This is a genomic window from Streptomyces sp. NPDC059398, from assembly GCF_042751845.1.
Classification (GTDB): Bacteria; Actinomycetota; Actinomycetes; order Streptomycetales; family Streptomycetaceae; genus Streptomyces.
Map to the genome: position 1 here is coordinate 66,327 of NZ_JBHYWP010000007.1, position 21,014 is coordinate 87,340.

At 71.4% G+C, this 21,014-nt stretch carries 20 protein-coding genes; 13 read left to right on the forward strand and 7 right to left on the reverse strand.

What is annotated here, in order from left to right:
• From ACFXBC_RS04770 to ACFXBC_RS04780, 3 genes are all read right to left on the reverse strand, one after another.
• A partial coding sequence (locus ACFXBC_RS04770; RefSeq protein ID WP_385018689.1) for a saccharopine dehydrogenase family protein occupies positions 1–903 on the reverse strand: 903 nt, incomplete at its 3' end.
• Between the two features lie 136 nt (positions 904–1,039).
• Positions 1,040–1,489: a hypothetical protein gene (locus tag ACFXBC_RS04775; RefSeq protein WP_385018691.1), complete on the reverse strand. Its 450-nt coding sequence runs from the start codon at positions 1,487–1,489 to the stop codon at positions 1,040–1,042.
• A 15-nt stretch (positions 1,490–1,504) separates the two neighbouring features.
• Entirely contained in the window at positions 1,505–2,245 is a 741-nt protein-coding gene (locus tag ACFXBC_RS04780) for a hypothetical protein (RefSeq protein ID WP_385018693.1), read from the reverse strand.
• A 170-nt stretch (positions 2,246–2,415) separates the two neighbouring features.
• Between ACFXBC_RS04780 and ACFXBC_RS04785 the strand changes: the two genes are divergently transcribed.
• From ACFXBC_RS04785 to ACFXBC_RS04805, 5 genes are all read left to right on the forward strand, one after another.
• The gene (locus ACFXBC_RS04785) at positions 2,416–3,135 is read left to right on the forward strand and encodes a Crp/Fnr family transcriptional regulator (RefSeq protein WP_385018695.1); all 720 of its coding nucleotides are present in this window, start codon (positions 2,416–2,418) and stop codon (positions 3,133–3,135) included.
• A gap of 201 nt (positions 3,136–3,336) precedes the next feature.
• Entirely contained in the window at positions 3,337–5,934 is a 2,598-nt protein-coding gene (locus tag ACFXBC_RS04790) for an ATP-binding protein (protein ID WP_385018697.1), read from the forward strand.
• An 11-nt stretch (positions 5,935–5,945) separates the two neighbouring features.
• Positions 5,946–6,251: a hypothetical protein gene (locus ACFXBC_RS04795; RefSeq protein ID WP_385018699.1), complete on the forward strand. Its 306-nt coding sequence runs from the start codon at positions 5,946–5,948 to the stop codon at positions 6,249–6,251.
• 137 nt (positions 6,252–6,388) lie between these two features.
• A complete protein-coding gene (locus ACFXBC_RS04800) occupies positions 6,389–7,237 on the forward strand; it encodes an oxidoreductase (protein ID WP_385018701.1) in 849 nt (282 codons plus the stop codon).
• The gene (locus ACFXBC_RS04805) at positions 7,237–7,851 is read left to right on the forward strand and encodes a TetR/AcrR family transcriptional regulator (protein WP_385018703.1); all 615 of its coding nucleotides are present in this window, start codon (positions 7,237–7,239) and stop codon (positions 7,849–7,851) included. Before ACFXBC_RS04800 ends, ACFXBC_RS04805 begins: the two co-directional genes overlap by 1 nt.
• A gap of 41 nt (positions 7,852–7,892) precedes the next feature.
• On the opposite strand, the gene ACFXBC_RS04810 is transcribed toward ACFXBC_RS04805, so the two are convergent.
• The 3 genes from ACFXBC_RS04810 to ACFXBC_RS04820 form a co-directional block, all read right to left on the reverse strand.
• A complete protein-coding gene (locus ACFXBC_RS04810; RefSeq protein ID WP_385018705.1) occupies positions 7,893–8,855 on the reverse strand; it encodes an SDR family NAD(P)-dependent oxidoreductase in 963 nt (320 codons plus the stop codon).
• Complete coding sequence (locus ACFXBC_RS04815) at positions 8,852–9,370, reverse strand: nuclear transport factor 2 family protein (RefSeq protein WP_385018707.1); 519 nt, start codon at positions 9,368–9,370, stop codon at positions 8,852–8,854. Before ACFXBC_RS04815 ends, ACFXBC_RS04810 begins: the two co-directional genes overlap by 4 nt.
• 177 nt (positions 9,371–9,547) lie before the next feature.
• A complete protein-coding gene (locus tag ACFXBC_RS04820) occupies positions 9,548–10,129 on the reverse strand; it encodes a TetR/AcrR family transcriptional regulator (RefSeq protein WP_385018709.1) in 582 nt (193 codons plus the stop codon).
• Positions 10,130–10,291: 162 nt separating this feature from the next.
• On the opposite strand from ACFXBC_RS04820, the gene ACFXBC_RS04825 reads away from it, so the two are divergent.
• Complete coding sequence (locus ACFXBC_RS04825) at positions 10,292–11,431, forward strand: serine hydrolase domain-containing protein (protein ID WP_385018711.1); 1,140 nt, start codon at positions 10,292–10,294, stop codon at positions 11,429–11,431.
• A 118-nt stretch (positions 11,432–11,549) separates the two neighbouring features.
• Here the strand turns inward: ACFXBC_RS04825 and ACFXBC_RS04830 are convergent, their stop codons facing one another.
• Positions 11,550–12,374: a C40 family peptidase gene (locus ACFXBC_RS04830; protein WP_385018713.1), complete on the reverse strand. Its 825-nt coding sequence runs from the start codon at positions 12,372–12,374 to the stop codon at positions 11,550–11,552.
• A gap of 877 nt (positions 12,375–13,251) precedes the next feature.
• Between ACFXBC_RS04830 and ACFXBC_RS04835 the strand changes: the two genes are divergently transcribed.
• From ACFXBC_RS04835 to ACFXBC_RS04865, 7 genes are read left to right on the forward strand one after another with little or no spacing between them, the layout of a single operon-like run.
• Entirely contained in the window at positions 13,252–13,611 is a 360-nt protein-coding gene (locus tag ACFXBC_RS04835) for an NADH-quinone oxidoreductase subunit A (RefSeq protein ID WP_385018715.1), read from the forward strand.
• Between the two features lie 18 nt (positions 13,612–13,629).
• Complete coding sequence (locus ACFXBC_RS04840; RefSeq protein ID WP_385018717.1) at positions 13,630–14,184, forward strand: NuoB/complex I 20 kDa subunit family protein; 555 nt, start codon at positions 13,630–13,632, stop codon at positions 14,182–14,184.
• Positions 14,181–14,903, forward strand: a complete 723-nt coding sequence (locus ACFXBC_RS04845; protein ID WP_385018719.1) for an NADH-quinone oxidoreductase subunit C — start codon at positions 14,181–14,183, stop codon at positions 14,901–14,903. The genes ACFXBC_RS04840 and ACFXBC_RS04845 overlap by 4 nt, the downstream gene beginning before the upstream one ends.
• Positions 14,903–16,246 carry an NADH-quinone oxidoreductase subunit D gene (locus ACFXBC_RS04850; RefSeq protein WP_385018721.1) on the forward strand — a complete coding sequence of 448 codons (1,344 nt, stop codon included), beginning with the start codon at positions 14,903–14,905 and terminating at the stop codon, positions 16,244–16,246. The genes ACFXBC_RS04845 and ACFXBC_RS04850 overlap by 1 nt, the downstream gene beginning before the upstream one ends.
• Positions 16,243–17,115 (forward strand): NADH-quinone oxidoreductase subunit NuoE, encoded by an 873-nt coding sequence (gene nuoE, locus ACFXBC_RS04855; RefSeq protein WP_385018722.1) that lies wholly within the window; start codon positions 16,243–16,245, stop codon positions 17,113–17,115. Before ACFXBC_RS04850 ends, nuoE begins: the two co-directional genes overlap by 4 nt.
• On the forward strand, positions 17,115–18,500 hold the full coding sequence (gene nuoF / locus ACFXBC_RS04860) for an NADH-quinone oxidoreductase subunit NuoF (RefSeq protein WP_385018724.1): 1,386 nt from the start codon (positions 17,115–17,117) through the stop codon (positions 18,498–18,500). Before nuoE ends, nuoF begins: the two co-directional genes overlap by 1 nt.
• A complete protein-coding gene (locus ACFXBC_RS04865) occupies positions 18,497–21,013 on the forward strand; it encodes an NADH-quinone oxidoreductase subunit G (RefSeq protein ID WP_385018726.1) in 2,517 nt (838 codons plus the stop codon). Before nuoF ends, ACFXBC_RS04865 begins: the two co-directional genes overlap by 4 nt.
• Position 21,014 lies beyond the last annotated feature (1 nt).

Consider the following 21,014-nt stretch of genomic DNA (forward strand, 5'->3'; position numbering starts at 1 on the left):
GCGGTCGCGGGGGGCGCGGGGGGCTGCGCGCCCGCGCGGGGGGGGGGGGGGTGGGGGGGCGGCCGCCACCCCGGCCACCCCGGCCAGCGCGCCCAGAGCGACCGGCAGCCGCCGGACCGCCGCGTAATGGCGGTAGCGGAAGTCCGGGCCGTACGTGTCGAGGGCGGCGGCCGAGCGGGCCACGACCTGCGGGTCGATGGTGGGCAGCGGGAGGGCCCAGGCGCCGACCTCGGGGGCGAACCTCGCCCCGACCGGCGTGGAGACGCGGCGGTCCGACGGCCGGGGCTCGACCGCACGGCGGTCACGCGCCGCGCGGACCGTCTGCCGTCCCCGGGAGAGCGCGGTGAGAGTGGAGGCGAGTGTTCCGCCGGACGGAGCGGCACTGGTGCGTACGAAACCGTCGACGCGCAGCGGCACGCCCTGCGGCAGCTGCCCGACCGTGAACTGCACACCGAGGTCGTGCGGAACGGAGTCGAAGCCGCAGGCGTGCACCAGCCGGGCTCCGGTCTCCAGGGCGCGGGCGTGGTGCCGGACGTAGGCGGTGTCGACGAACTCCGGCTCGCCCGCGAGGTCGACGTAGTCGGTCCCGGCGTCGGCGCAGGCGGCGACCACCCCCATGCCGTGGTCGATGTACGGGCCGACCGTCGTGGCGAGGACCCGGGTGGAGTACGCGAGTTCCCTCACGGTGGCGGGGTCGTGGACGTCCACATGGAGCAGGGGGACATCGGCCGCCGATGGCACGGTCTCCGCGATCCGGCTCCGCAGTCCGCGCAGAGCCTCGGCGTTGCGTCCGGCCAGTGCCCAGCGACAGTCGCCGGGGGCGTTGCGGGCCAGGTACTCGGCGGTCAGGGCGCCGACGAAGCCGGTCGCACCGACGAGGACGATGTCGTATGTACGGTCCATGGGCTCGCGCTCTCCTCAGCTTGCGGTTACCCAACGGTAAGGACCGGGTGGGGGCGCGACAAGCAGGCGGCTCACGACACCGGCAGGACCAGGCGGCTCACGGGGGCCCTGGTGTGTCACCGGGGTCCGGGCGGGCTCACCGGGGTCCTGGTGTGTCGCCTCGCCCCGGCCAGTGCACGGGCTGGTCGCCGCCCTGGACGGCGAAGACCGTGCCGGAGCCGTGGGCGGTGTTGGTCTGTTCGAGGTGTGCGTGGGCGGTCTCCCGGTGGCCGTCCGGCAGCGTGCGCCGTACCTCGTCCACCAGACGCGCGAGTGGCTCACGGCAGGACGGCTCGCTGCGGAGCAGGGCGTCCAGTTCCCTCGCCCACGAGCCGAGGACGGCCTGCCGTGCGGCGTCGCGCGCCGCGGCCCCCTCGATGAGCGCGGCGTGGCTGTCGAGCCGGGCCGTGATCTCCCGGCGCCGTCGGCCGGAGCGGCGGAACAGGTCGGTGAAGCCGTCGCGCACGGTCTGCCACAGGTCCGTGGTCATCGCGGTGACCAGGGTGGCCGCTCCGGCTGCCGCGAGTGTGGCCAGTTCGTCCTCCACGCCACTCCCCTTTCCTCACTCGGGTGTGCGTCCGCTGATGTGCTGGTTTCCGTTCTGGGTGGCGTAGACGACGCCGTGCCCCGAAGCCTTGTTGACCATCTTCGACAGACCGGCCGGGCGCTCCCGCGGTTGCGGCTCGACGGCCCGGCCCGGGGCAGCCGCTCCCCCCGTCGGAGCGGTTGCCCCGGGCAGATGCAGCCAGGCGTTCGCCGTGTACTCCTTCTCCGTGACGTCGACCTGCCGGAAGGACTCGGGGTCGATGCCCGGGTAGCCGTGCCGCACCGTCTCGTCGTAGAAGTGCTGGGAGACGAGGAGCGACGCGGGCACCGAGCCGGGCGCCCCGGCCAGGGCCTCCCGGGCGGGGCGGGCGTCGAGCAGCCGGGCGAGCACCTCCAGCGGCCCCCCGGCGACCCCGGCCCGTCCGAGCCACACATCACCGGCGTGCAGCGCCACCCTGAGGCGGATCCGTGTCGGGGCGGCGGCCGTCCGGTTGTGCGCGTGCAGCCGGACCACCAGTTCGTGGAAGAGCGGGTGGATCAGCCGGGACTTCGGCACGCACGCCGGGGCGACGATCCGGAGGCCGTCCCCGAGGTCGTCGACCCGGCACTCCCGCCAGTCGATTCCGCTCTCCTCCAACGCCTCCTGAAGGGTGATCAGAAGGACCTCGCGGATACGCAGCAGGGCCACGTCGCCCCGGCCCCCCGAGCGTTCGATGTCCACCGCCACCATGGGCCGGTACTCCAGTACTGCGTCCATACGTTGCGTTCCTCCCGGTGCCGCCGGCCCTGCCGGTCCTGCCGCGTCCCCCACTGTGCACCAGGCGTACGCCGGAGATCCCGTACCAGGAGGGGATGTGCTCAATCCGTATGCGCACCGGGGGTGTTGAGTGCCATGACTGGCGCTGCGCCCGGGTGCACACTGGTGCCGTGGTGAATCCTGCGGAGCGGCGGGCCGGGCGGAGACCGCGTGAGGCATGGGCCTGGCCGGCGGCGAGCGTGCTCGGGGGACTCCCGCAGGCCGCGCGCGAACGGCTGCTCGCGCTGGGGGCCCTCGCGCGCTACCCGGGCGGGCGGGTGCTGATCCGTGAAGCGGAGGAGAGCACGTTCCTGCTGATCCTGCTCGACGGGGTGGTCAAGGCGACCGGGCGCACCAACGACCACCGGGACGCTCTCCTGGCCGCCCGGATGGGGGGCGACCTGGTCGGCGAGTTCGCCGCGGTCGACGGGCGGCCACGGTCCGCGACGGTGACGACCTGCGGGCCGGTCATCGCCCGTGTCGTGACCCGGGCCGACTTCCTGGACTGTATGCGCCAGGACCGGCGGATCGCCCAGGCGGTCAATGAGTCGATCGTCGCGAAACTTCGGGTCGCGACGGGCCACCGTATCGACTTCACCGGCTGCGACGCCCCGACCCGGCTGGCCCGGGTGCTCCACCAGATCACCATGACCTACGGGGAGCGCACCGGCGCGGGCGCCGTCATCCGCTGGCCGATCACCCAGCCCGAACTGGCCACCCTCGCCGGTGCGGCGGAGCCCACCGTGCAGAAGGCGCTGCGAAGGCTCCGTGAAGCAGGTGTGGTGTCCACCGGTTACCGGACCTTCCGGGTTGAGAATCTCGCAGAGCTACGTCAACTCGCCTTCTCCTGAAGCCCGTACGGCGGCCTGAGTGTTCGGCGGAAAGCCGTCATAGGACGGTATCCGGGCGGCGGCAGGTCCTTAGCGTGACAGCGGTGACGGCCTTGGCCTCAGGGTGAGGTGAGGGCGGTGGACGAGAGTGACGGCAGCGGCAGCGGCAGCGGACGGCCGGGCACAACAGCGGGCGCAACAGCGGGTGCAATAGGGGGAGCGATGCCAGACACGGATCCGGACAGGGATGACAACACGCCGCCTGACAACACGCCGACTGGCCACACGTCGGCACCCGGCCGGCCGGGCGGGACGCACCGGATCGACATCGGCGGCAGCGTCACCGGCTCCGTGATCGCGGGCAACCACAACGTCGTCGTCGACGCGCAGCAGGGCTCGCAGGTCACCGTGCTGCTGGGTCCCGAACGGCCCCGCCCCGAGCGCAGGGAGCGGGCCGAAGTGCTGCCCCGGAGCCTGCCGGAACCGGTGGGCCGGGAGGAGGCGGCGCGGGCGCTGGCGGCGGCGGTCCTGGCCGGAGGACCGGTGCAGCTCTGGGGGCCGCCCGGGGTCGGCAAGACCACGCTGCTGCGGCACGCCGCGCGGCTGCTGCCGCCCGGCCCGGACGGGACGGTGTTCCTGGGCGGTGCCGACCGAGATATCGAGGACCTCGCCCAGGACGTGTTCGAGGCCTGCTACGAGGCCCCGGGATACGCGCCGAACCGGGCCGAACTGCGGCGGCTGATGGCCGGGGTGCGGGTGACGGTCTACGTGGACGACGCCGACCTGACCTCCGATCAGCTCCTGGAGCTGATGGATCTGGCCCCGCAGGCGGCCTTCGTCTTCGCCAGTGCGGAGCGGACGTTGTGGAGTGGCGGCACGGCGCTGGAGCTGTGCGGGCTGTCAGAGACAGACGGACTCGCCCTCCTGGAGCGGGAGTTGGGCGTCCCGCTGCCGGATGCGGACCGGGAGACCGCCGCCTCCCTGTGCCGGGCCGCCGGTGGTCTGCCGCTCCCTCTGCTGCGGGCGGCTGCCGTGGCGCGCTCCGGTCCGGAGGGCGGGGTCAGGCTCCCGCGTGTGGGTGAAGTGGCAGACCTGCTACCGGCGTTGCTCGGCCGGCTGGCCGGTGATGAGCCGGTGATGGCGGTGCTCCATCTGCTCGCGACCTTCGACGGGGCCGAGGTCGCTGCCGTACATGTGGGGGCGCTGACGGAGGTGGCGGAGCCCGGTGCGGTGTGCGACCGGCTGGTGGGCCTGGGGCTGGCGCGTCTCGGGGAGTACGGCTACGCCTCCGTGGCCGACACGGTGCCGGTGGTGCGCCAGCGGTTCGCCGCACCGTTCCCGGCCGACCGGCTGTGCGACCACTTCACGCGGTGGGCGGCGCTCCGGGAGACCACGCCGCAGGAACTGGCCGCCCACGGCGGGGTGCTGGCGAAGGTGGCCGAGGTGGCCGAGTCGGCGGGCCGCCCGGATCTGGCGGTGCGGCTGGCACGGGCCACGTCGCCGGGGCTGGCGCGTTCGCTCCGCTTCGGGGCGTGGGGGCGGCTGCTCGGCCGTGGCTGGGTGGCGTCGCGCGCCGCGGGCGACCGTCAGGCCGAGGCGTACTTCCTCCATGAGGAGGCCGTCCGGGCCCTGTTGACCGGCAAGCGGGTCGTGTACGCGGCGCTGCTGGCCCATGCGGCGTGGCTCGGCCATGAGCTGGCCGCCGGGGCGGGGAGCGGTGCCGGGGCAGGGGCCGGTGCCGGCGGTGGTGTGGGCGGTGCGGGTGTGGGGGCTGGCGGTGCCGGTGGTGGTGCGGGTGCTGGTGGTGGCGTGGGCGGTGCCGGTGGAGGAGTGGGCGCAGGAGCGGGTGCGGGGGCGCACGGGAGCGGTGCGGCGGCCGGGGTGGGGGGCCACGCGGGTGGTGCGGCCGGAGGAGTGGGCGCGCACGCGGGTGGCGGGCCGCCCTCCTTCGACGTCCACCACTACATGGGGCAGCACGGCTTCGGGTCGGCCCACTCCGGTGCGTCCGCCGGTCATGGCGCCCTGGCCCAGCCGTCGGTGGGCTCGGGGGGCGGCTCCTGGGGCGGGGCCCCCGGGCACGGGGCCGCGTCGGCGGCCCCGGGGCACGGAGGTACGACTGCGGCCTCGGGCCACGGCGGCGGTACCGCGTCGGGGCTCACCGGCCACGGCGGCGCGTCCGGTGCCACCGCTCACGCGGCGGGTGCTGGGGGCGGTTCCTGGGGCGGCGCCACGACAGCGTCGTCCGGTGCCACGACAGCGACGACGGCGGCGACGACGACAGCGGCGGCGGGAGCGGCCGGCGCGGGCATGAGCACCCTGGCCGTGACCATCGTCTCGTTGGTCGCCGCCTGTGCGCTGGTCGCAGGTGTGGGTTACGCCGTCAGCTCGCCGAGTTCCCCCCACGGGCAGTCGCGATCGGGCGACGCGCGCAACGGGGCGCTGCCGATCCCGTCGTTCTCCCTCCCGTCGGAGCTGACGGACACCTCGACGCCCACGGCCGACCCCTTCGCGCGCCCGGCGGGGTGCAAAGAGGAGACCGACGCCAAGCAGAGGTACTCCGGGACCATGGCGAAGGCACCGGTCACGAACCCGGGTGCCGATGAGGCGTGGGCCGCATCCACGGAACAGCTCTCCAAGGACCTGGCGGCAGCATCCGAGCTGGCGACCGACTCGTCGGTCAAGTCGGCGCTCCAGAAGGAGTCTTCCGACGAAGCGTCTCTCTCCCGTGCGATCACCCGTCATGACCAGGCGGCCCTGGACCAGTACGTGGACGCCACTGGCGACGACGACTCCGCGGTGACCGATCTCTGCTACTCGTAGGAGCCCCCACCGTGCCACCCTCACCACCGCAGCCGCAGCGCTCGTCGGGCGACGAGTTCACCGTCCGGATCGGCGGCGACGTGTCCGGCCCTGTCGTCGTAGGCCACGACAACCACGTCGAAGTGCACCACCCCGCCCCCGCGGCGCCACCCGTACCGGAACCGGCCCCCGCGACATCGACCCAGACCAATACGGCGAAGGGGCACGGCACGGTCTACGCCGTCACCAACGGCGACATGCACATTCACCAGGAACAGGAACAGGAACAGGCTCGGAATCGGGCTCGGGATCGGGATCAGACGGCCGAACGCCCCTGAGCGCCGTCTTCCTCCCCGGCCGGACTCCCGGCGACGCGGCATGAATCAACAGCGCGGCGATAAAAACCTGCACTGTGTAGACTTTCTGCTGAGGGAGCGGTCCCGCTCCTCGCCGTACCCGTCCCGGAGGGCGACACATGGAGAAGCAGAACTGGTTCATCACCGGCGTCAGCACCGGCCTCGGGCGCGCCTTCGCCGAGGCCGCCCTGGCCGCCGGGCACACCGTCGTCGGCACCGTCCGCGCGGAGAAGGATCTGCGGGCCTTCGAGGCGCTCGGACCCGGCCGCGCGCACGGCCGCCTGCTGGACGTGACCGACGACGAAGCCGTCTCCGGCGTGATCACGGAGGTGGAGCGGAGCGTCGGCCCCCTGGATGTCGTCATCGCCAACGCCGGTTACGGAGTGGAGGGCACCTTCGAGGAGACCCCGCCGGCCGAGGTACGGCGGCAGTTCGAGGTCAACGTGTTCGGCGCGGTGGCCACCCTGCGAGCGGCGCTGCCCGCTATGCGCAGGCGCCGCCGCGGGCATCTGATGGCCGTCACCTCCATGGGCGGGCTCATGGCCGTACCCGGTATGTCGGCCTACTGCGGCAGCAAGTTCGCCCTGGAAGGCATCCTGGAGGCGCTGGGCAAGGAGGTCGCCCAGTTCGGGATCCATGTCACAGCGATCGAGCCCGGCTCCTTCCGTACCGACTGGGCCGGACGGTCCATGACCCGCGCCGAGCGCACCGTCGACGACTACGACGAGCTGTTCACCCCCATCCGGGAGGCGCGGCGGAAGGCCAGCGGGAATCAGCTGGGCGACCCCGCCAAGGCCGGGGAAGCGGTCGTACGCATCACGTCGGCCGAGCACCCACCGGCCCACCTGGTCCTGGGCTCGGACGCGCTGCGCCTGGTCGCCGCCGCGCGTCAGGCGGTGGACGAGGACATCCGCGCCTGGGAGGCACTGTCCCGTACGACCGACTTCGCCGAAGGCGCTCAGCTCTGATGCCCGGTCACGACCCGGTACGCGGCCGCCGCGCCACCGAACGCAAGGGCGATGTCCGGGAGCGGGCCATCCTCGACACCTGCGAAGCCCTGCTGGCGCGGAAGGGCTACGACGCCATGACCGTCGGCGACATCGCCCAGGGCGCGGGCATCACCCGGGGCGCCCTGTACTTCTACTTCGGCTCCAAGCAGGAAGTGGTCGCGGCACTCGTGGCCCGGACCGTCGAGCATCTGTGGGAGCGGTCCAGGGCTGCCGCAGAGGCCGACGAACCGCGCCAGGCCATCGCGGCGGCCATGCGGCGTACGGTCGAGCTGTGGAACGACCACGGCCTGGTCATGCGCACGGCGATCGACCTGTCGTTGACGGTGCCGGAGATCGGGGAGCTGTGGAACCACACGGCGGACCTGTTCATCGCGGCCATCACCGCCGTCCTGGAACGAGCAGGCGTCGAGCCGGGGAGCGGACCGGAACAGGCGGCGGCGATGGCGGGCGCGCTGTGCTGGATGATCGAGCGGACCTTCTACCACGCCTCGCGGGAGTCCTCGGAGAAGGTGCGCGAGGCCGCCGCGACCTGCGCACACATCTGGCTGACCAGCGCCGGTCTGACCGGTTGAGGCGGGCCGTCAGTACGAGGGGCTGCCTCAACCGCCTGCCGTCAGTACAAGGGGCCGCCGCCGAAGGCCGCACGGTGTGAGGCGGCGCGTCGGCCGTCGGGCTCGGTCACCCCGTACTCCTCGGCGAGTTCTGCGACCACATACGTGTGCCCGCTGCGCTCCGGCAGCCGGCTGTCGTCCGCGAGGCGGGCGACGACCGTGCCGATGAACTCGGGCGATTCGGCGTCCGCCAGCCGGAACCCGGCCACCTCCCGCACTCCGGCCTCGACCAGCCCGTCCGTACGGACCAGGCCGGGCCAGAGGGAGAGCGCCGACACCCCCGTCGCGCGCAGCTCGTGCGCCATGTCGGCGGCCATCTTGTCCAGACCCGCCTTGGAGATGCCGTAGGGCACCGAGTGCAGCGGGGCCCGGGCGCCGAACGAGGAGATGTTGACGATCAGTCCGCTGCCGCGGGCCACCATGTGACGGGCCGCGTGCACCGATGCGACGTAGTGGGCGCGCAGCCCGATGCCGACCAGCGGTTCCCAGTCGGAGACGGGGCGGGTCCAGAACGGCTCGTCGAACCCGGCCATACCGTCGGGTGCCGCCCACACGTTGTTGACCAGCAGGTCAAGTCGGCCTCGTGTGCCCGTGATCCGCGCGACGAGTGCCTCGACCTGTGAGTCGTCACCGTGGTCGCAGCGCAGACCGATTCCCTCGCCGCCGGCCTCTGTCACCCGGCGGACGGTCTCCGCCTGCGGGCTGCCGGGGCCCGGCCCGCCCCGGCCGGTGACGTAGACGGTCCAGCCGTGGGCGCCGAGCGCGGTGGCGATACCCCGGCCGACGCCCTTGCCGGTGCCGGTGACCAGCGCGACGCGCTGGGCGGTGTTCCCGCTCTTCGCGGTCTCCGCGGCCGCACCGCTCTTCGCGGTCTCCCCGGCCGCACCGGTCTCCGCGGCCGCACCGGTCTCCGCGGCCGCACCGGTCTCCGCGGTCTCCCCGGCCGCACCGGTCTCCCTGGTCACTGAAACCCTCCCTGGTCGACGGCGTACCCCTGGGGCAGCGGGCGGCTGAGCGACCACAGGGTGCGGAAGTGATGCCTGGCCAGGCGCCATACGCCGTCCTCGACGACGTAACGGTCGTCGTACTCACCGCACATCACCCGCTCGGTCCCCTCGGCGAGGTCGAGCTGCCGGAAGCGCAGCGTCCAGCGGCCGCTGGCCTCGGTGGATGAGTGGAAGGTGATCCGCGGATGCAGACCGTGGTGCATGTCCAGGACGGTGTGGCCCTCGCTGCCACGGGCCAGCGCGATCCGGCTGAAGAGGGTGACGAGGTCGTCGACCGTGGCGAAGGAGCCCAGTTCGCCGTAGTCGATGTCGGCGCCCTCACGGACGAAACAGGCGCGGAACCCCTCGGGGTCCTTGTGGTCGCACGCGCGCAGGTAGCGGTACTTCAGCTCCTCGATCTCCTGCCGCGCCTCCAGCCGGGCAACACGCTCGGCAAGGCTCGGGCTCGGCGGGGCGGCGGACGGTGACGGCATCGCTGGCTCCCTCTCGGCGGTCGGATGGACCGGCCGCGACGGTAGGCGCCGGGCACGGTCCCGGGCCACCGTGGTTTCCCTGTCAGTGGGATAAGCGGAAGCGGAAGCAGGAACCGGAAGCGGCTACGGGGAGGGCGGGCGGCACGCTGACGACAGACCCCGATTACGGGACCGCCCTTAGCGCCGCCCTGCGCCCGGTTCCCGTGCCGGCAGGCCGCGTAGGAGCGTGTCGAGGAACAGCTCGTAGCGGGGGGCGCTGTCGCCCAGGCCGAGGGGGTGCTCCTGGACGGCCAGCCAGCTGACGACGGAGGTGATGAAGATGTACCAGCTCTGTTCGGCCAGCTCGGGGGAGACCCCGGCGTCGGTGAAGGCGGAGACGACGCTGCTCCGGAGCCGCCCGAAGGGCTGGGCGGTGTGACGGTGCGGTCGTGAGATACGGGTGGCGTAGCCCGGCAGGGCCAGGAAGCGGTCATGCATGCCCCAGGCGAGGTCCGCGAGCCAGGGCCGCCAGTCACGGTCCTGCGGGCCATCGGCGGGCAGGACGCGTTCCACCATGAACTCGTTGATGAGGTCGAACAGTTCGTCCCGGCTCTTGACCCAGCGGTAGAGCGCGGCGTGGGTGACCCCGAGGCCGGCGGCCAGCTCCCGCATGGTCAGGGTGTCGAGGTTCCCGGACGAGATGGCGGTGTCGACGATCAGCTCGCGGCTGATCTGCGCGGGGCGTCCCCGACGGGATCGGGTGGTCGGGGAATCGGCCATGGCCAGCACTATACGAGACCTCTCCGGCGGGATCCGGTGATGAGGATTCCGCCCGGACTGGACCCGCGCGGCTAAATAAGTAACCATTGGTTACTAAGTCGTCCGGGCTCGCGGGAACACCCGCCGGGCCCCAGACCGTGGAGAAGCCGGGAGGAACCGACGATGGACGAGAACGTGGTACGGGGCACGGTGGCCGACGGGTTCGGTCAGGTCCGTGCGGAGTTCGCCGCGGTCGCGGCCGGGGAGGGCGGCGACCACGCCGCACAGCTCGTGGCCTACCGGCAGGGGGAACGGGTCGTCGACCTGTGGACGGGGCCTGAGATCACCGGGGACTCGCTGTTCGGCGCGTACTCCGCGTCCAAGGGCGCCGCCCACCTGGTCGTCGCGTCACTCGTACAGGAAGGCGTGCTGGACCTGGAGCAGAAGGTCAGCCACTACTGGCCCGAGTTCGCGGTGGAGGGCAAGGGGGCCCTGGTGCTGCGCGAGTTGCTGGCCCACCGGGCCGGCCTGGTCGGCGCCGACGCGGGGTTCTCGGTCGGGGAACTCGCCGATGACCGGATCGTCGCCGAGCGTCTCGGCGCGCAGCGCCCGTACTGGCGGCCGGGTGCCGCGTTCGGCTACCACGCGCTGGTCATGGGGGCGCTCAGCGGCGAAGTGGTGCGCCGCGCCACCGGCCGCAGCGTCCAGGAGCTGTTCGCCGAGCGGGTGCGCGACGCGTACGGAGTCGATTTCCACCTCGGACTGCCGCAGGACCAGGAAGCGCGATTCATCAGCGCCCGGCCGATGGTGGTGACCCCCGAGCGGTCGGCCGTCACGGTGGCGTCCGCGAACTCCCTGTCCGGTATCGCCTTCAACCGCAACCACCCGCACAACCCGGAGGTGTGGGAGCTGCCGAACTTCCCCGTGGTCCGGGCCATGGGTACGGCCTCGTTCGGCGGGGTGGCGTCGGCGCGCGGCCTGGCCCGGATGTACGCGGTCACGATCGGGCCGGTCGACGGCTCGGCCGCACTGCTCGGGCCCGGGACGCTCGCGGCGGCCGGGCAGATCCAGTCCGTCGGCCACGACGTGGTGCTCGGTGAGCAGAAGGCGTTCACCATCGGGTTCCACGCCACCTCCGCGTACTACCCGCAGCTGGGCCAGGGCGCGTTCGGCCACAGCGGCGCGGGCGGTCAGCAGGCGTTCGCCGACCCGCGCAACGGCATCGCCTACGGCTACACCCGCCGCCGCACCCCCTTCCCGGCCGCCGCGGCCCCGGAGAACGCCCGCCTGATCCGCGCCCTGTACGAAGCCGCCGCACGGTGAGCGCGACCGCGGCCGCGCATGACGAAGGGCCGCCACCCCGAGCGGGGGAGTGACGGCCCTTCGGGCACACGTGAGAAGCGGCCCGGACGTCCGGACCCGGCTGCTCAGCCGTCCGGACTCAGAGGACGCGGACCGCGCCGGTCGGCTGGTCGTAGTCCATGGGGCGCTCGACCACACCGCTGCTCGGGTTCTGCGCGCCGACGAACTGGCCGCCGCCGACGTAGATGGCCACGTGGTACGCGCTGCCCGCGCTGCCCCAGTAGAGGATGTCGCCCGGCTGCAGGTTGCTCAGCGAGACCTGGCTGCCGGCCGTCGACTGGCCCTGGGAGACGCGGGGGAGGTCGACACCCACGCTCTTGTAGGCGGCCTGGACCAGGCCCGAGCAGTCCCAGGAGCTGGACCCGGTGCCACCCATGACGTACGCGTCGCCCAGGTGGGACTTCACGAAGCTGACGATGGAGGCGGCGGAGCCGGAACCCACCGAGGAGCTGGAGGAGCTGGACGACGTGCTCGCGGCCGTGGTGACGGCGTGCAGGGTCGTACGGGCGGATGAGCGCGAGGCGCGTGCGGCGGCCTCGGCCTTCTCCTTGGCCTCGGCCTTGGCCTTCGCTTCGGCCTTCTTCTTGGCCTCCGCCTTGTGCACGGCCTCGGTGTGGGCCCTCTTGGCCGCCTTGGCGGCGTCCTGGGCCGCGGTGTCCTGCTGGGCCTGCTGCTGCAGGTCGGACGCGACCTGCTCCGTGACATCGGCGACCTGGGCCGCGCTGAGGGTGGGCATCTGGATGGTGCTCTCGGTCACCGGCTCGGCCGCGTTCGCCGAACCAGCTGCACCCGCCACTGCGATGGTGCTGAGAACGCCACCGGCAACTCCGGCGCGGAGCGCGGTCCTGGCTGCGCTGCGCTGACGGGGCTTCCGGTGGCTGGGTATGTGAGCGGTGTGGGACATGAGCACTACCGCTATCAGTCATTCCGGGGTGGCTTCAACAAACGTGTGTTGCGCCACAGTTACGACTGGAACAGTCCATTCCGGTTGGCTGCGGCCTTTATTGACGCCGAAACGGGCAATACGGGCGCACGCGATCAAGGGCGTGATCATGGGCTTTCTGTAATACGCCCGAATTGCCCGACGCCTACCATCCGTTCACGAGGTTGGCCAAGCCCTGTTTCTCCGGCACCCGGGACGGGTGAGGCAGGTCACAGGTGCGCTGTGAACCGGGGGGTGCCGGTACTGCGTCCGCGGGCGCAGCCGTGAGTCCCCCTCTTCCGGGTGGTGTCCGGTGCGGTGTCAAGGCCGGTGTCCGGGCCGGTGTTCGGGTCGGTCCCCGGGTGGCTTCCGGTCGTCCTCTCACGTCACCTCCCGACTGCCGCCCGCGTCACTTCCCGGCCGCTCGTGAACGCGTGCACGCACCCCTCGCCGTCAGCTGAGTGATCACGGGAGCCGCCACGGGAGTGGCCGAAGGTGCGATATCACCCATCCGTGTCCATCGCCAATTTGCATGTACGGTCCACCACTTGATAGAGGCACACGCTCTCGACCAGCGGTAACACAGTGAGATGTCACGTCTCGTGACCACTCGGGCGCTTCACGTGTGAAGATCACCGGTCATCCGACTTGATGATCCTTCGTCAGGTGGTGGAGATCACAAAGGCGTTGTCGTACCCCGTGTCGCAGATCACAGACCGGCGGGCATAGGATGCGGGGCAGTCGGGCTTGTGACCTGCTTCACATATTCGCGATCTTCGTCAGGACGGCGGGGGAGCGAGGCGGACGAGCCGGCCCGATGCGGTCCAACGGTCAAGGACGACTGGAAGGAGCGAGGAGCGTGAATGCCTACGCGCCCATCCTCGTGCTCGGCGCCCTCGGGGCAGGGTTTGCGATCTTCTCCGTGGTCATGGCCACGCTTGTCGGTCCCAAGCGCTACAACCGGGCGAAGCTAGAGGCCTACGAGTGCGGTATCGAACCGACACCCACGCCGGCCGGAGGCGGCCGTTTCCCGATCAAGTACTACCTGACGGCGATGCTTTTCATCGTCTTCGACATCGAGATCGTCTTCCTCTACCCCTGGGCGGTCACCTTCGACTCCCTGGGGCTTTTCGGGCTCGTCGAGATGCTGCTCTTCGTGCTCACCGTCTTCGTCGCCTACGCGTATGTGTGGCGGCGCGGCGGTCTGGAATGGGACTGAGGGGCTGAGGAGCACACCATGGGACTCGAAGAGAAGCTGCCGAGCGGATTTCTGCTGACCACCGTCGAACAGGCCGCCGGCTGGGTGCGGAAGTCCTCCGTCTTCCCGGCCACCTTCGGCCTCGCCTGTTGCGCCATCGAGATGATGACGACGGGTGCGGGCCGCTACGACCTCGCGCGGTTCGGCATGGAGGTCTTCCGCGGTTCGCCGCGGCAGGCGGACCTGATGATCGTGGCAGGACGGGTGAGCCAGAAGATGGCGCCCGTCCTGCGGCAGGTCTACGACCAGATGCCCAACCCCAAGTGGGTGATCTCCATGGGGGTTTGCGCATCCTCGGGCGGAATGTTCAATAATTACGCAATTGTTCAGGGTGTAGATCATATCGTCCCGGTTGATATCTATTTGCCCGGTTGCCCACCGCGTCCCGAGATGCTGATGGACGCCATCCTCAAGCTCCACCAGAAGATCCAGGGCACCAAGCTCGGGGTCAATCAGGCCGAGGCGGCCCGTGAGGCGGAGGCGGCGGCCCTCAAGGCGCTCCCGACGATCGAGATGAAGGGGCTGCTGCGGTGAGCGGCGACGGAGAGCAGCGCGAAGAGAACGGCGCGGCACCCGCCCAGCGCGGCGAGACCGGTGAGGTCATCGGCGTACGCAAGGGGATGTTCGGCGCCCGCAACGGCGGGGACACCAGCGGATACGGCGGTCTCGTACGGACCGTGGCCATGCCCGGCGCGTCGAGCCGCCCCTACGGCGGCTGGTTCGACGAGGTGGCCGACGAGCTGGAGGGCGCACTGGAGGAGCAGGGGCTCGTCCCCGGCAACGCCATCGAGAAGACGGTCGTCGACCGGAACGAACTCACCTTCCACATCGACCGCGAGCACCTGCTGACCGTCGCGCGCACACTCCGCGACGACCCGGCGCTGCGCTTCGAGCTCTGCACCGGCGTCAGCGCGGTGCACTTCCCCGATGACAAGGGCCGCGAACTCCACGCCGTCCACCACCTGCGCTCGGTCACCCACGGCCGGCTGATCCGGCTGGAGACCGGCGTCCCGGACGCCGACCCGCACATCCCGTCGCTGGTCAGCGTCTACCCGACGAACGACTGGCACGAGCGCGAGGTCTACGACTTCTTCGGCCTCATCTTCGACGGCCACCCCGCCCTCACCCGGATCATGATGCCGGACGACTGGCAGGGCTTCCCGCAGCGCAAGGACTACCCCCTGGGCGGGATCGCCATCGAGTACAAGGGCGCCCAGATCCCTGCTCCGGACCAGCGGAGGTCGTACACCTGATGACCACTTCCAGCGAAGCCCCCCGCGCCTCGGCCGCATCGGCCCGCGAGACGACCGAGGGGACTGTATATACAGTCACCGGCGGCGACTGGGACGAGGTCGTCCAGTCCGCCGCCAAGGCCGACGACGAGCGCATCGTCGTCAACATGGGACCGCAGCACCCGTCCACCCACGGAGTCCTCCGGCTCATCCTGGAGATCGACGGCGAGACCGTCACCGAGGCCCGCTGCGGCATCGGCTACCTCCACACCGGCATCGAGAAGAACCTCGAATACCGGACCTGGACCCAGGGCACCACCTTCGTCACGCGCATGGACTACCTGACGCCGTTCTTCAACGAGACGGCTTACTGCCTGGGCGTCGAGAAGCTGCTCGGCATCGAGGAGCAGATCCCCGACCGCGCCTCGGTGATCCGGGTCCTCCTGATGGAGCTCAACCGGCTCTCCTCGCACCTGGTGGCCATCGCCACCGGCGGTATGGAGCTGGGCGCAACGACGATCATGATCTACGGGTTCCGGGACCGCGAACTCGTCCTGGACCTCTTCGAGCTGATCACCGGACTGCGGATGAACCACGCGTTCGTCAGGCCCGGCGGACTGGCCCAGGACCTGCCGCCCGGTGCCATGGACCAGCTGCGCGAGTTCCTCAAGGTGATGCGCAAGAACCTGCCGGAGTACGACAAACTCGCCACCGGCAACCCGATCTTCAAGGCGCGTATGCAGGACGTCGGCTATCTCGACCTGGCCGGCTGTATGGCGCTCGGCGCGACCGGCCCGATCCTGCGCTCCGCCGGCCTCCCGCACGACCTGCGCAAGTCCGACCCGTACTGCGGTTACGAGACCTACGACTTCGACGTACCGACCGCCGAGACCTGTGACTCGTACGGCCGTTTCCTGGTCCGCCTCGAAGAGATGCGCCAGTCGCTGCGGATCGTCGAACAGTGCCTGGACCGGCTGGAGCCGGGGCCCGTCATGGTCGCCGACAAGAAGATCGCCTGGCCCGCGCAGCTCGCACTCGGCCCGGACGGACTCGGCAACTCGCTCGACCACATCAAGAACATCATGGGCACCTCCATGGAGGCCCTGATCCACCACTTCAAGCTGGTGACCGAGGGGTTCCGGGTCCCGGCAGGACAGGCGTACACCGCCGTCGAGTCGCCCAAGGGCGAACTGGGCGTCCACATGGTCTCGGACGGCGGCACCCGCCCCTACCGGGTCCACTTCCGCGACCCGTCCTTCACCAATCTCCAGGCGATGGCGGCGATGTGCGAGGGCGGCCAGGTCGCCGACGTCATCGTGGCCGTCGCGTCCATCGACCCCGTGATGGGAGGCGTCGACCGATGACCGAAGCTCATGCGGCGGCTCCGGCGGCATCGGCCGCCCCGACGAGCCTGGGCATGCCCCAGCTCCCCGCCCCCGATTACCCGGCCGACGTACGCGCCAGGCTCGACGCGGACGCCAAGGAGATCATCGCCCGCTACCCGGGCAGCAGGTCCGCACTGCTCCCGCTGCTCCACCTCGTCCAGGCCGAGGAGGGGTACGTCACCCGCACCGGTGTCCGGTTCTGCGCCGAGGCGCTGGAGCTGACCACCGCCGAGGTCACCGCCGTCTCCACCTTCTACTCGATGTACCGGCGCAAGCCGAGCGGCGACTACCAGGTGGGCGTCTGCACCAACACGCTCTGCGCGGTGATGGGCGGCGACGCCATCTACTCCGCGCTCCGCGAGCACCTCGATGTGGGCGACGGCGAGACCACCGAGGACGGCAAGGTCACGCTGGAGCACATCGAGTGCAACGCGGCCTGCGACTTCGCCCCGGTCCTGATGGTCAACTGGGAGTTCTTCGACAACCAGACCGTCGAGTCCGCGAAGCGGCTCGTCGACGACCTCCGCGACGGCCGGCAGGCCACCCCGACCCGGGGCGCGCCGCTCTGCACCTACCAGGAGACCTCGCGGATCCTGGCCGGCTTCCCCGACACACGGGACGGAGCGGTCGAGGCGACCGGCGGCGCCGGGCACGCGTCGCTGGCCGGACTGCGGCTCGCCAAGGGCGAGGTACCGCAGCCGCGCGTCGTCGCCCCGCGCGGCGGAGCCACCAGGGAGACGCCGCCCCAGCCCGGCTCCGAACACCTCAGCTCGCACGACGCACCGCAGAAGACCTCGGCGTCCGACCCGGAGCACCCGGCAGGCCCCGTGACAGAGGAGGGGGAGTGATGAGCGTGGCAACCGAGCTCAACGGCAGCGGGAACGGCGAGGGCGACGACGGCACCAGCCCCGAGAAGCTGCTCACCCCGGTCCTCTCGGCCTTCTGGGACCAGCCGGAGTCCTGGACCCTGGAGACGTACAAACGCCACGACGGGTACGAGGGGCTGAAGAAGGCGCTCGCCATGGCGCCCGACGACCTCATCGCCTACGTCAAGGACTCGGGCCTGCGCGGGCGCGGCGGGGCCGGCTTCCCCACCGGGATGAAGTGGCAGTTCATCCCGCAGGGCGACGGAAAGCCGCACTACCTCGTCGTCAACGCCGACGAGTCGGAGCCCGGGACCTGCAAGGACATCCCGCTCCTCTTCGCCAACCCGCACTCCCTCATCGAGGGCATCGTGATCGCCTGCTACGCGATCAGGTCGTCGCACGCCTTCATCTATCTGCGCGGCGAAGTCGTCCCCGTACTGCGGAGGCTGCACGAAGCCGTACGCGAGGCGTACGAGGCGGGCTACCTCGGCAAGGACATCCTGGGCAGCGGACTCGACCTCGAAGTCACCGTGCACGCGGGGGCCGGCGCGTACATCTGCGGTGAGGAGACCGCGCTCCTCGACTCCCTGGAGGGCCGCCGCGGCCAGCCCAGGCTCCGGCCTCCCTTCCCCGCTGTCGCCGGGCTCTACGCCTGTCCCACTGTGGTGAACAACGTGGAGTCCATCGCATCGGTTCCCGCGATCCTGAACCGGGGCAAGGACTGGTTCAAGTCGATGGGCACCGAGAAGTCCGCCGGTTTCACGCTGTACTCGCTCAGCGGCCATGTCACCAGCCCCGGACAGTACGAGGCACCCCTCGGCATCACGCTGCGCCAGCTGCTCGACATGAGCGGCGGGATCCGCCAGGGCCACCGGCTCAAGTTCTGGACGCCGGGCGGCTCTTCGACGCCGATGTTCACCGACGAACACCTCGACGTACCGCTGGACTACGAAGGTGTGGGCGCCGCCGGATCGATGCTCGGCACCAAGGCGCTCCAGTGCTTCGACGAGACGACCTGCGTGGTGCGGGCCGTCACCCGGTGGACCGAGTTCTACGCGCACGAGTCCTGCGGCAAGTGCACACCGTGCCGCGAAGGGACGTACTGGCTGGTCCAGTTGCTCCGCGACATCGAGGCCGGGAAGGGCGTGATGTCCGACCTCGACAAGATCAACGACATCGCGGACAACGTCAACGGCAAGTCGTTCTGCGCGCTCGGCGACGGCGCCGCCTCACCGATCTTCTCCTCGCTCAAGTACTTCCGCGAGGAGTACGAGCAGCACATCACCGGCAAGGGCTGCCCGCTCGACCCGGCCCTGTCGACCGTCTGGGCCGACGAGCCCCGCCACACCTCGGAGGTGAACGCATGACAGTGACGACAAACAGTGCTCCCTCCGGGGGCGGCGAGGCCGCGGTGCCGCCCGAGGACCTGGTGTCGCTGACCATCGACGGCATCGCGATCTCCGTCCCCAAGGGGACCCTGGTCATCCGCGCCGCCGAACAGCTCGGCATCGAGATCCCGCGCTTCTGCGACCACCCGCTCCTCGACCCCGCGGGCGCCTGCCGCCAGTGCATCGTCGAGGTCGAGGGCCAGCGCAAGCCGATGGCCTCCTGCACCATCACCTGCACCGACGGCATGGTCGTCAAGTCGCAGCTGACCTCGCCGGTCGCCGAGAAGGCCCAGCACGGTGTGATGGAACTGCTCCTCATCAACCACCCGCTGGACTGCCCGGTCTGCGACAAGGGCGGCGAGTGCCCCCTGCAGAACCAGGCGATGTCGCACGGCAACGCGGAATCCCGGTTCGACGGCAAGAAGCGGACCTTCGAGAAGCCCGTACCGATCTCCACCCAGGTCCTGCTCGACCGCGAGCGGTGCGTGCTGTGCGCCCGCTGCACCCGCTTCTCCAACCAGATCGCCGGCGACCCGATGATCGAGCTGATCGAGCGCGGCGCGCTCCAGCAGGTCGGCACCGGTGAGGGCGACCCCTTCGAGTCGTACTTCTCCGGCAACACCATCCAGATCTGCCCGGTCGGCGCGCTCACATCGGCGGCCTACCGGTTCCGCTCCCGCCCCTTCGACCTGGTGTCGTCGCCCTCGGTGTGCGAACACTGCGCGGGGGGCTGCGCGGCCCGCACCGACCACCGGCGCGGCAAGGTCATGCGGCGGCTCGCCGCCAACGACCCCGAGGTCAACGAGGAGTGGCTCTGCGACAAGGGCCGCTTCGCCTTCCGCTACGCCCAGCGCCCGGACCGGCTCACCACACCGCTCGTACGCAACGAGGACGGTGTCCTGGAACCGGCGAGCTGGCCGGAGGCGCTGGAGCGGGCCGCGAACGGCCTGGCGGCGGCGCGCGGCCGGGCCGGGGTGCTGACCGGTGGCCGCCTCACCGTCGAGGACGCCTACGCCTACGCCAAGTTCGCGCGCGTCGCCCTCGACACCAACGACGTCGACTTCCGCGCCCGGGTGCACTCGGCCGAGGAGGCCGACTTCCTCGCCGCCCGTGTCGCGGGCCGCGGCCGGGATCTCGACGGACAGGGTGTCACCAACACCTCGCTCGAACAGGCTCCGGCCGTCCTGCTCGCCGGATTCGAGTCCGAGGAGGAGGCGCCCGGCGTCTTCCTGCGGCTGCGCAAGGCGCACCGCAAGCACGGGCAGCGCACCTTCTCGCTCGCCACCCACGCCACCCGCGGTCTGGAGAAGGCGGGCGCCACCCTGCTGCCCGCCGCGCCCGGCACCGAGACCGAGTGGCTGGACGCCATCGCGGGCGGGGTCGGTCTCGACGCCGACGGGCAGCGGGCCGCCGAAGCCCTGCGTACGGAGGGCGCGGTGATCGTCGTCGGCGAACGGCTCGCCGCCGTGCCCGGCGCACTCACCGCCGCCGTCCGCACCGCGACCGCCACCGGCGCCGCCCTGGTCTGGGTGCCACGCAGGGCGGGCGAGCGCGGTGCGATCGAGGCGGGCGCGATCCCCGCGCTGCTGCCCGGCGGCCGGCCCGCGACCGACCCGCGGGCCCGTGAGGAGGTGGCCGCGGTCTGGGGCGTACGCGAACTCCCGCACCGCTTCGGCCGGGACACCGGACAGATCATCGAAGCGGCCGCCACCGGCGAACTGGGCGCCCTGCTCGTCGCCGGGGTCGAGACCGCGGACCTGCCCGACCCGGCGCGCGCCGAAGAGGCGCTCGACAAGGTGGGTTTCCTGGTCTCGCTGGAACTGCGGCCGAGCGCCGTCACCGACCGGGCCGACGTGGTCCTCCCGGTGGCCGCGGCCGCCGAGAAGGCGGGCACCTTCCTCAACTGGGAAGGCCGGGTAAGGCCCTTCGAGGCGTCGCTCAAGCCCGAGCAGATGACACGCACCCTGGCCCCGGCCGACTCACGGGTGCTGCACATGCTCGCCGACGCGTTGGACGTCCATTTCGCGATGCCGGACATCAAGTCCGTACGCAACGAGCTGGACCGGCTCGGCGCCTGGACCGGACAGTACGCCGCCGACCCGGCGGGCACGTCCGCCCCGCTGCCCCGCCCGTCCGAGGGCGAGGCCGTCCTGGCCGGCCACCGGCTCCTGCTCGACCAGGGGCTGCTCCAGCAGGGCGACGACGCGCTGGCAGGCACCCGGCACGCGGCCGTCGCCCGGCTGTCGGCCGCGACCGCCGGGGAGACCGGCGTCAAGGACGGAGACCTGCTGGCCGTTTCCGGCCCGGCGGGCGACGTACAACTGCCGCTCCGCGTCACCGAGATGCCCGACCGGGTGGTCTGGCTCCCGCTCAACTCGACGGGCGGCGGCGTCCTGCGCGACACCGGTGCCCGCCCCGGTGAACCGGTGCGGATCTCCGCCGCACCGCCCGCACCCGCCGCACCCGCGGCCACGACGGAGGTGGAGGCGTGAC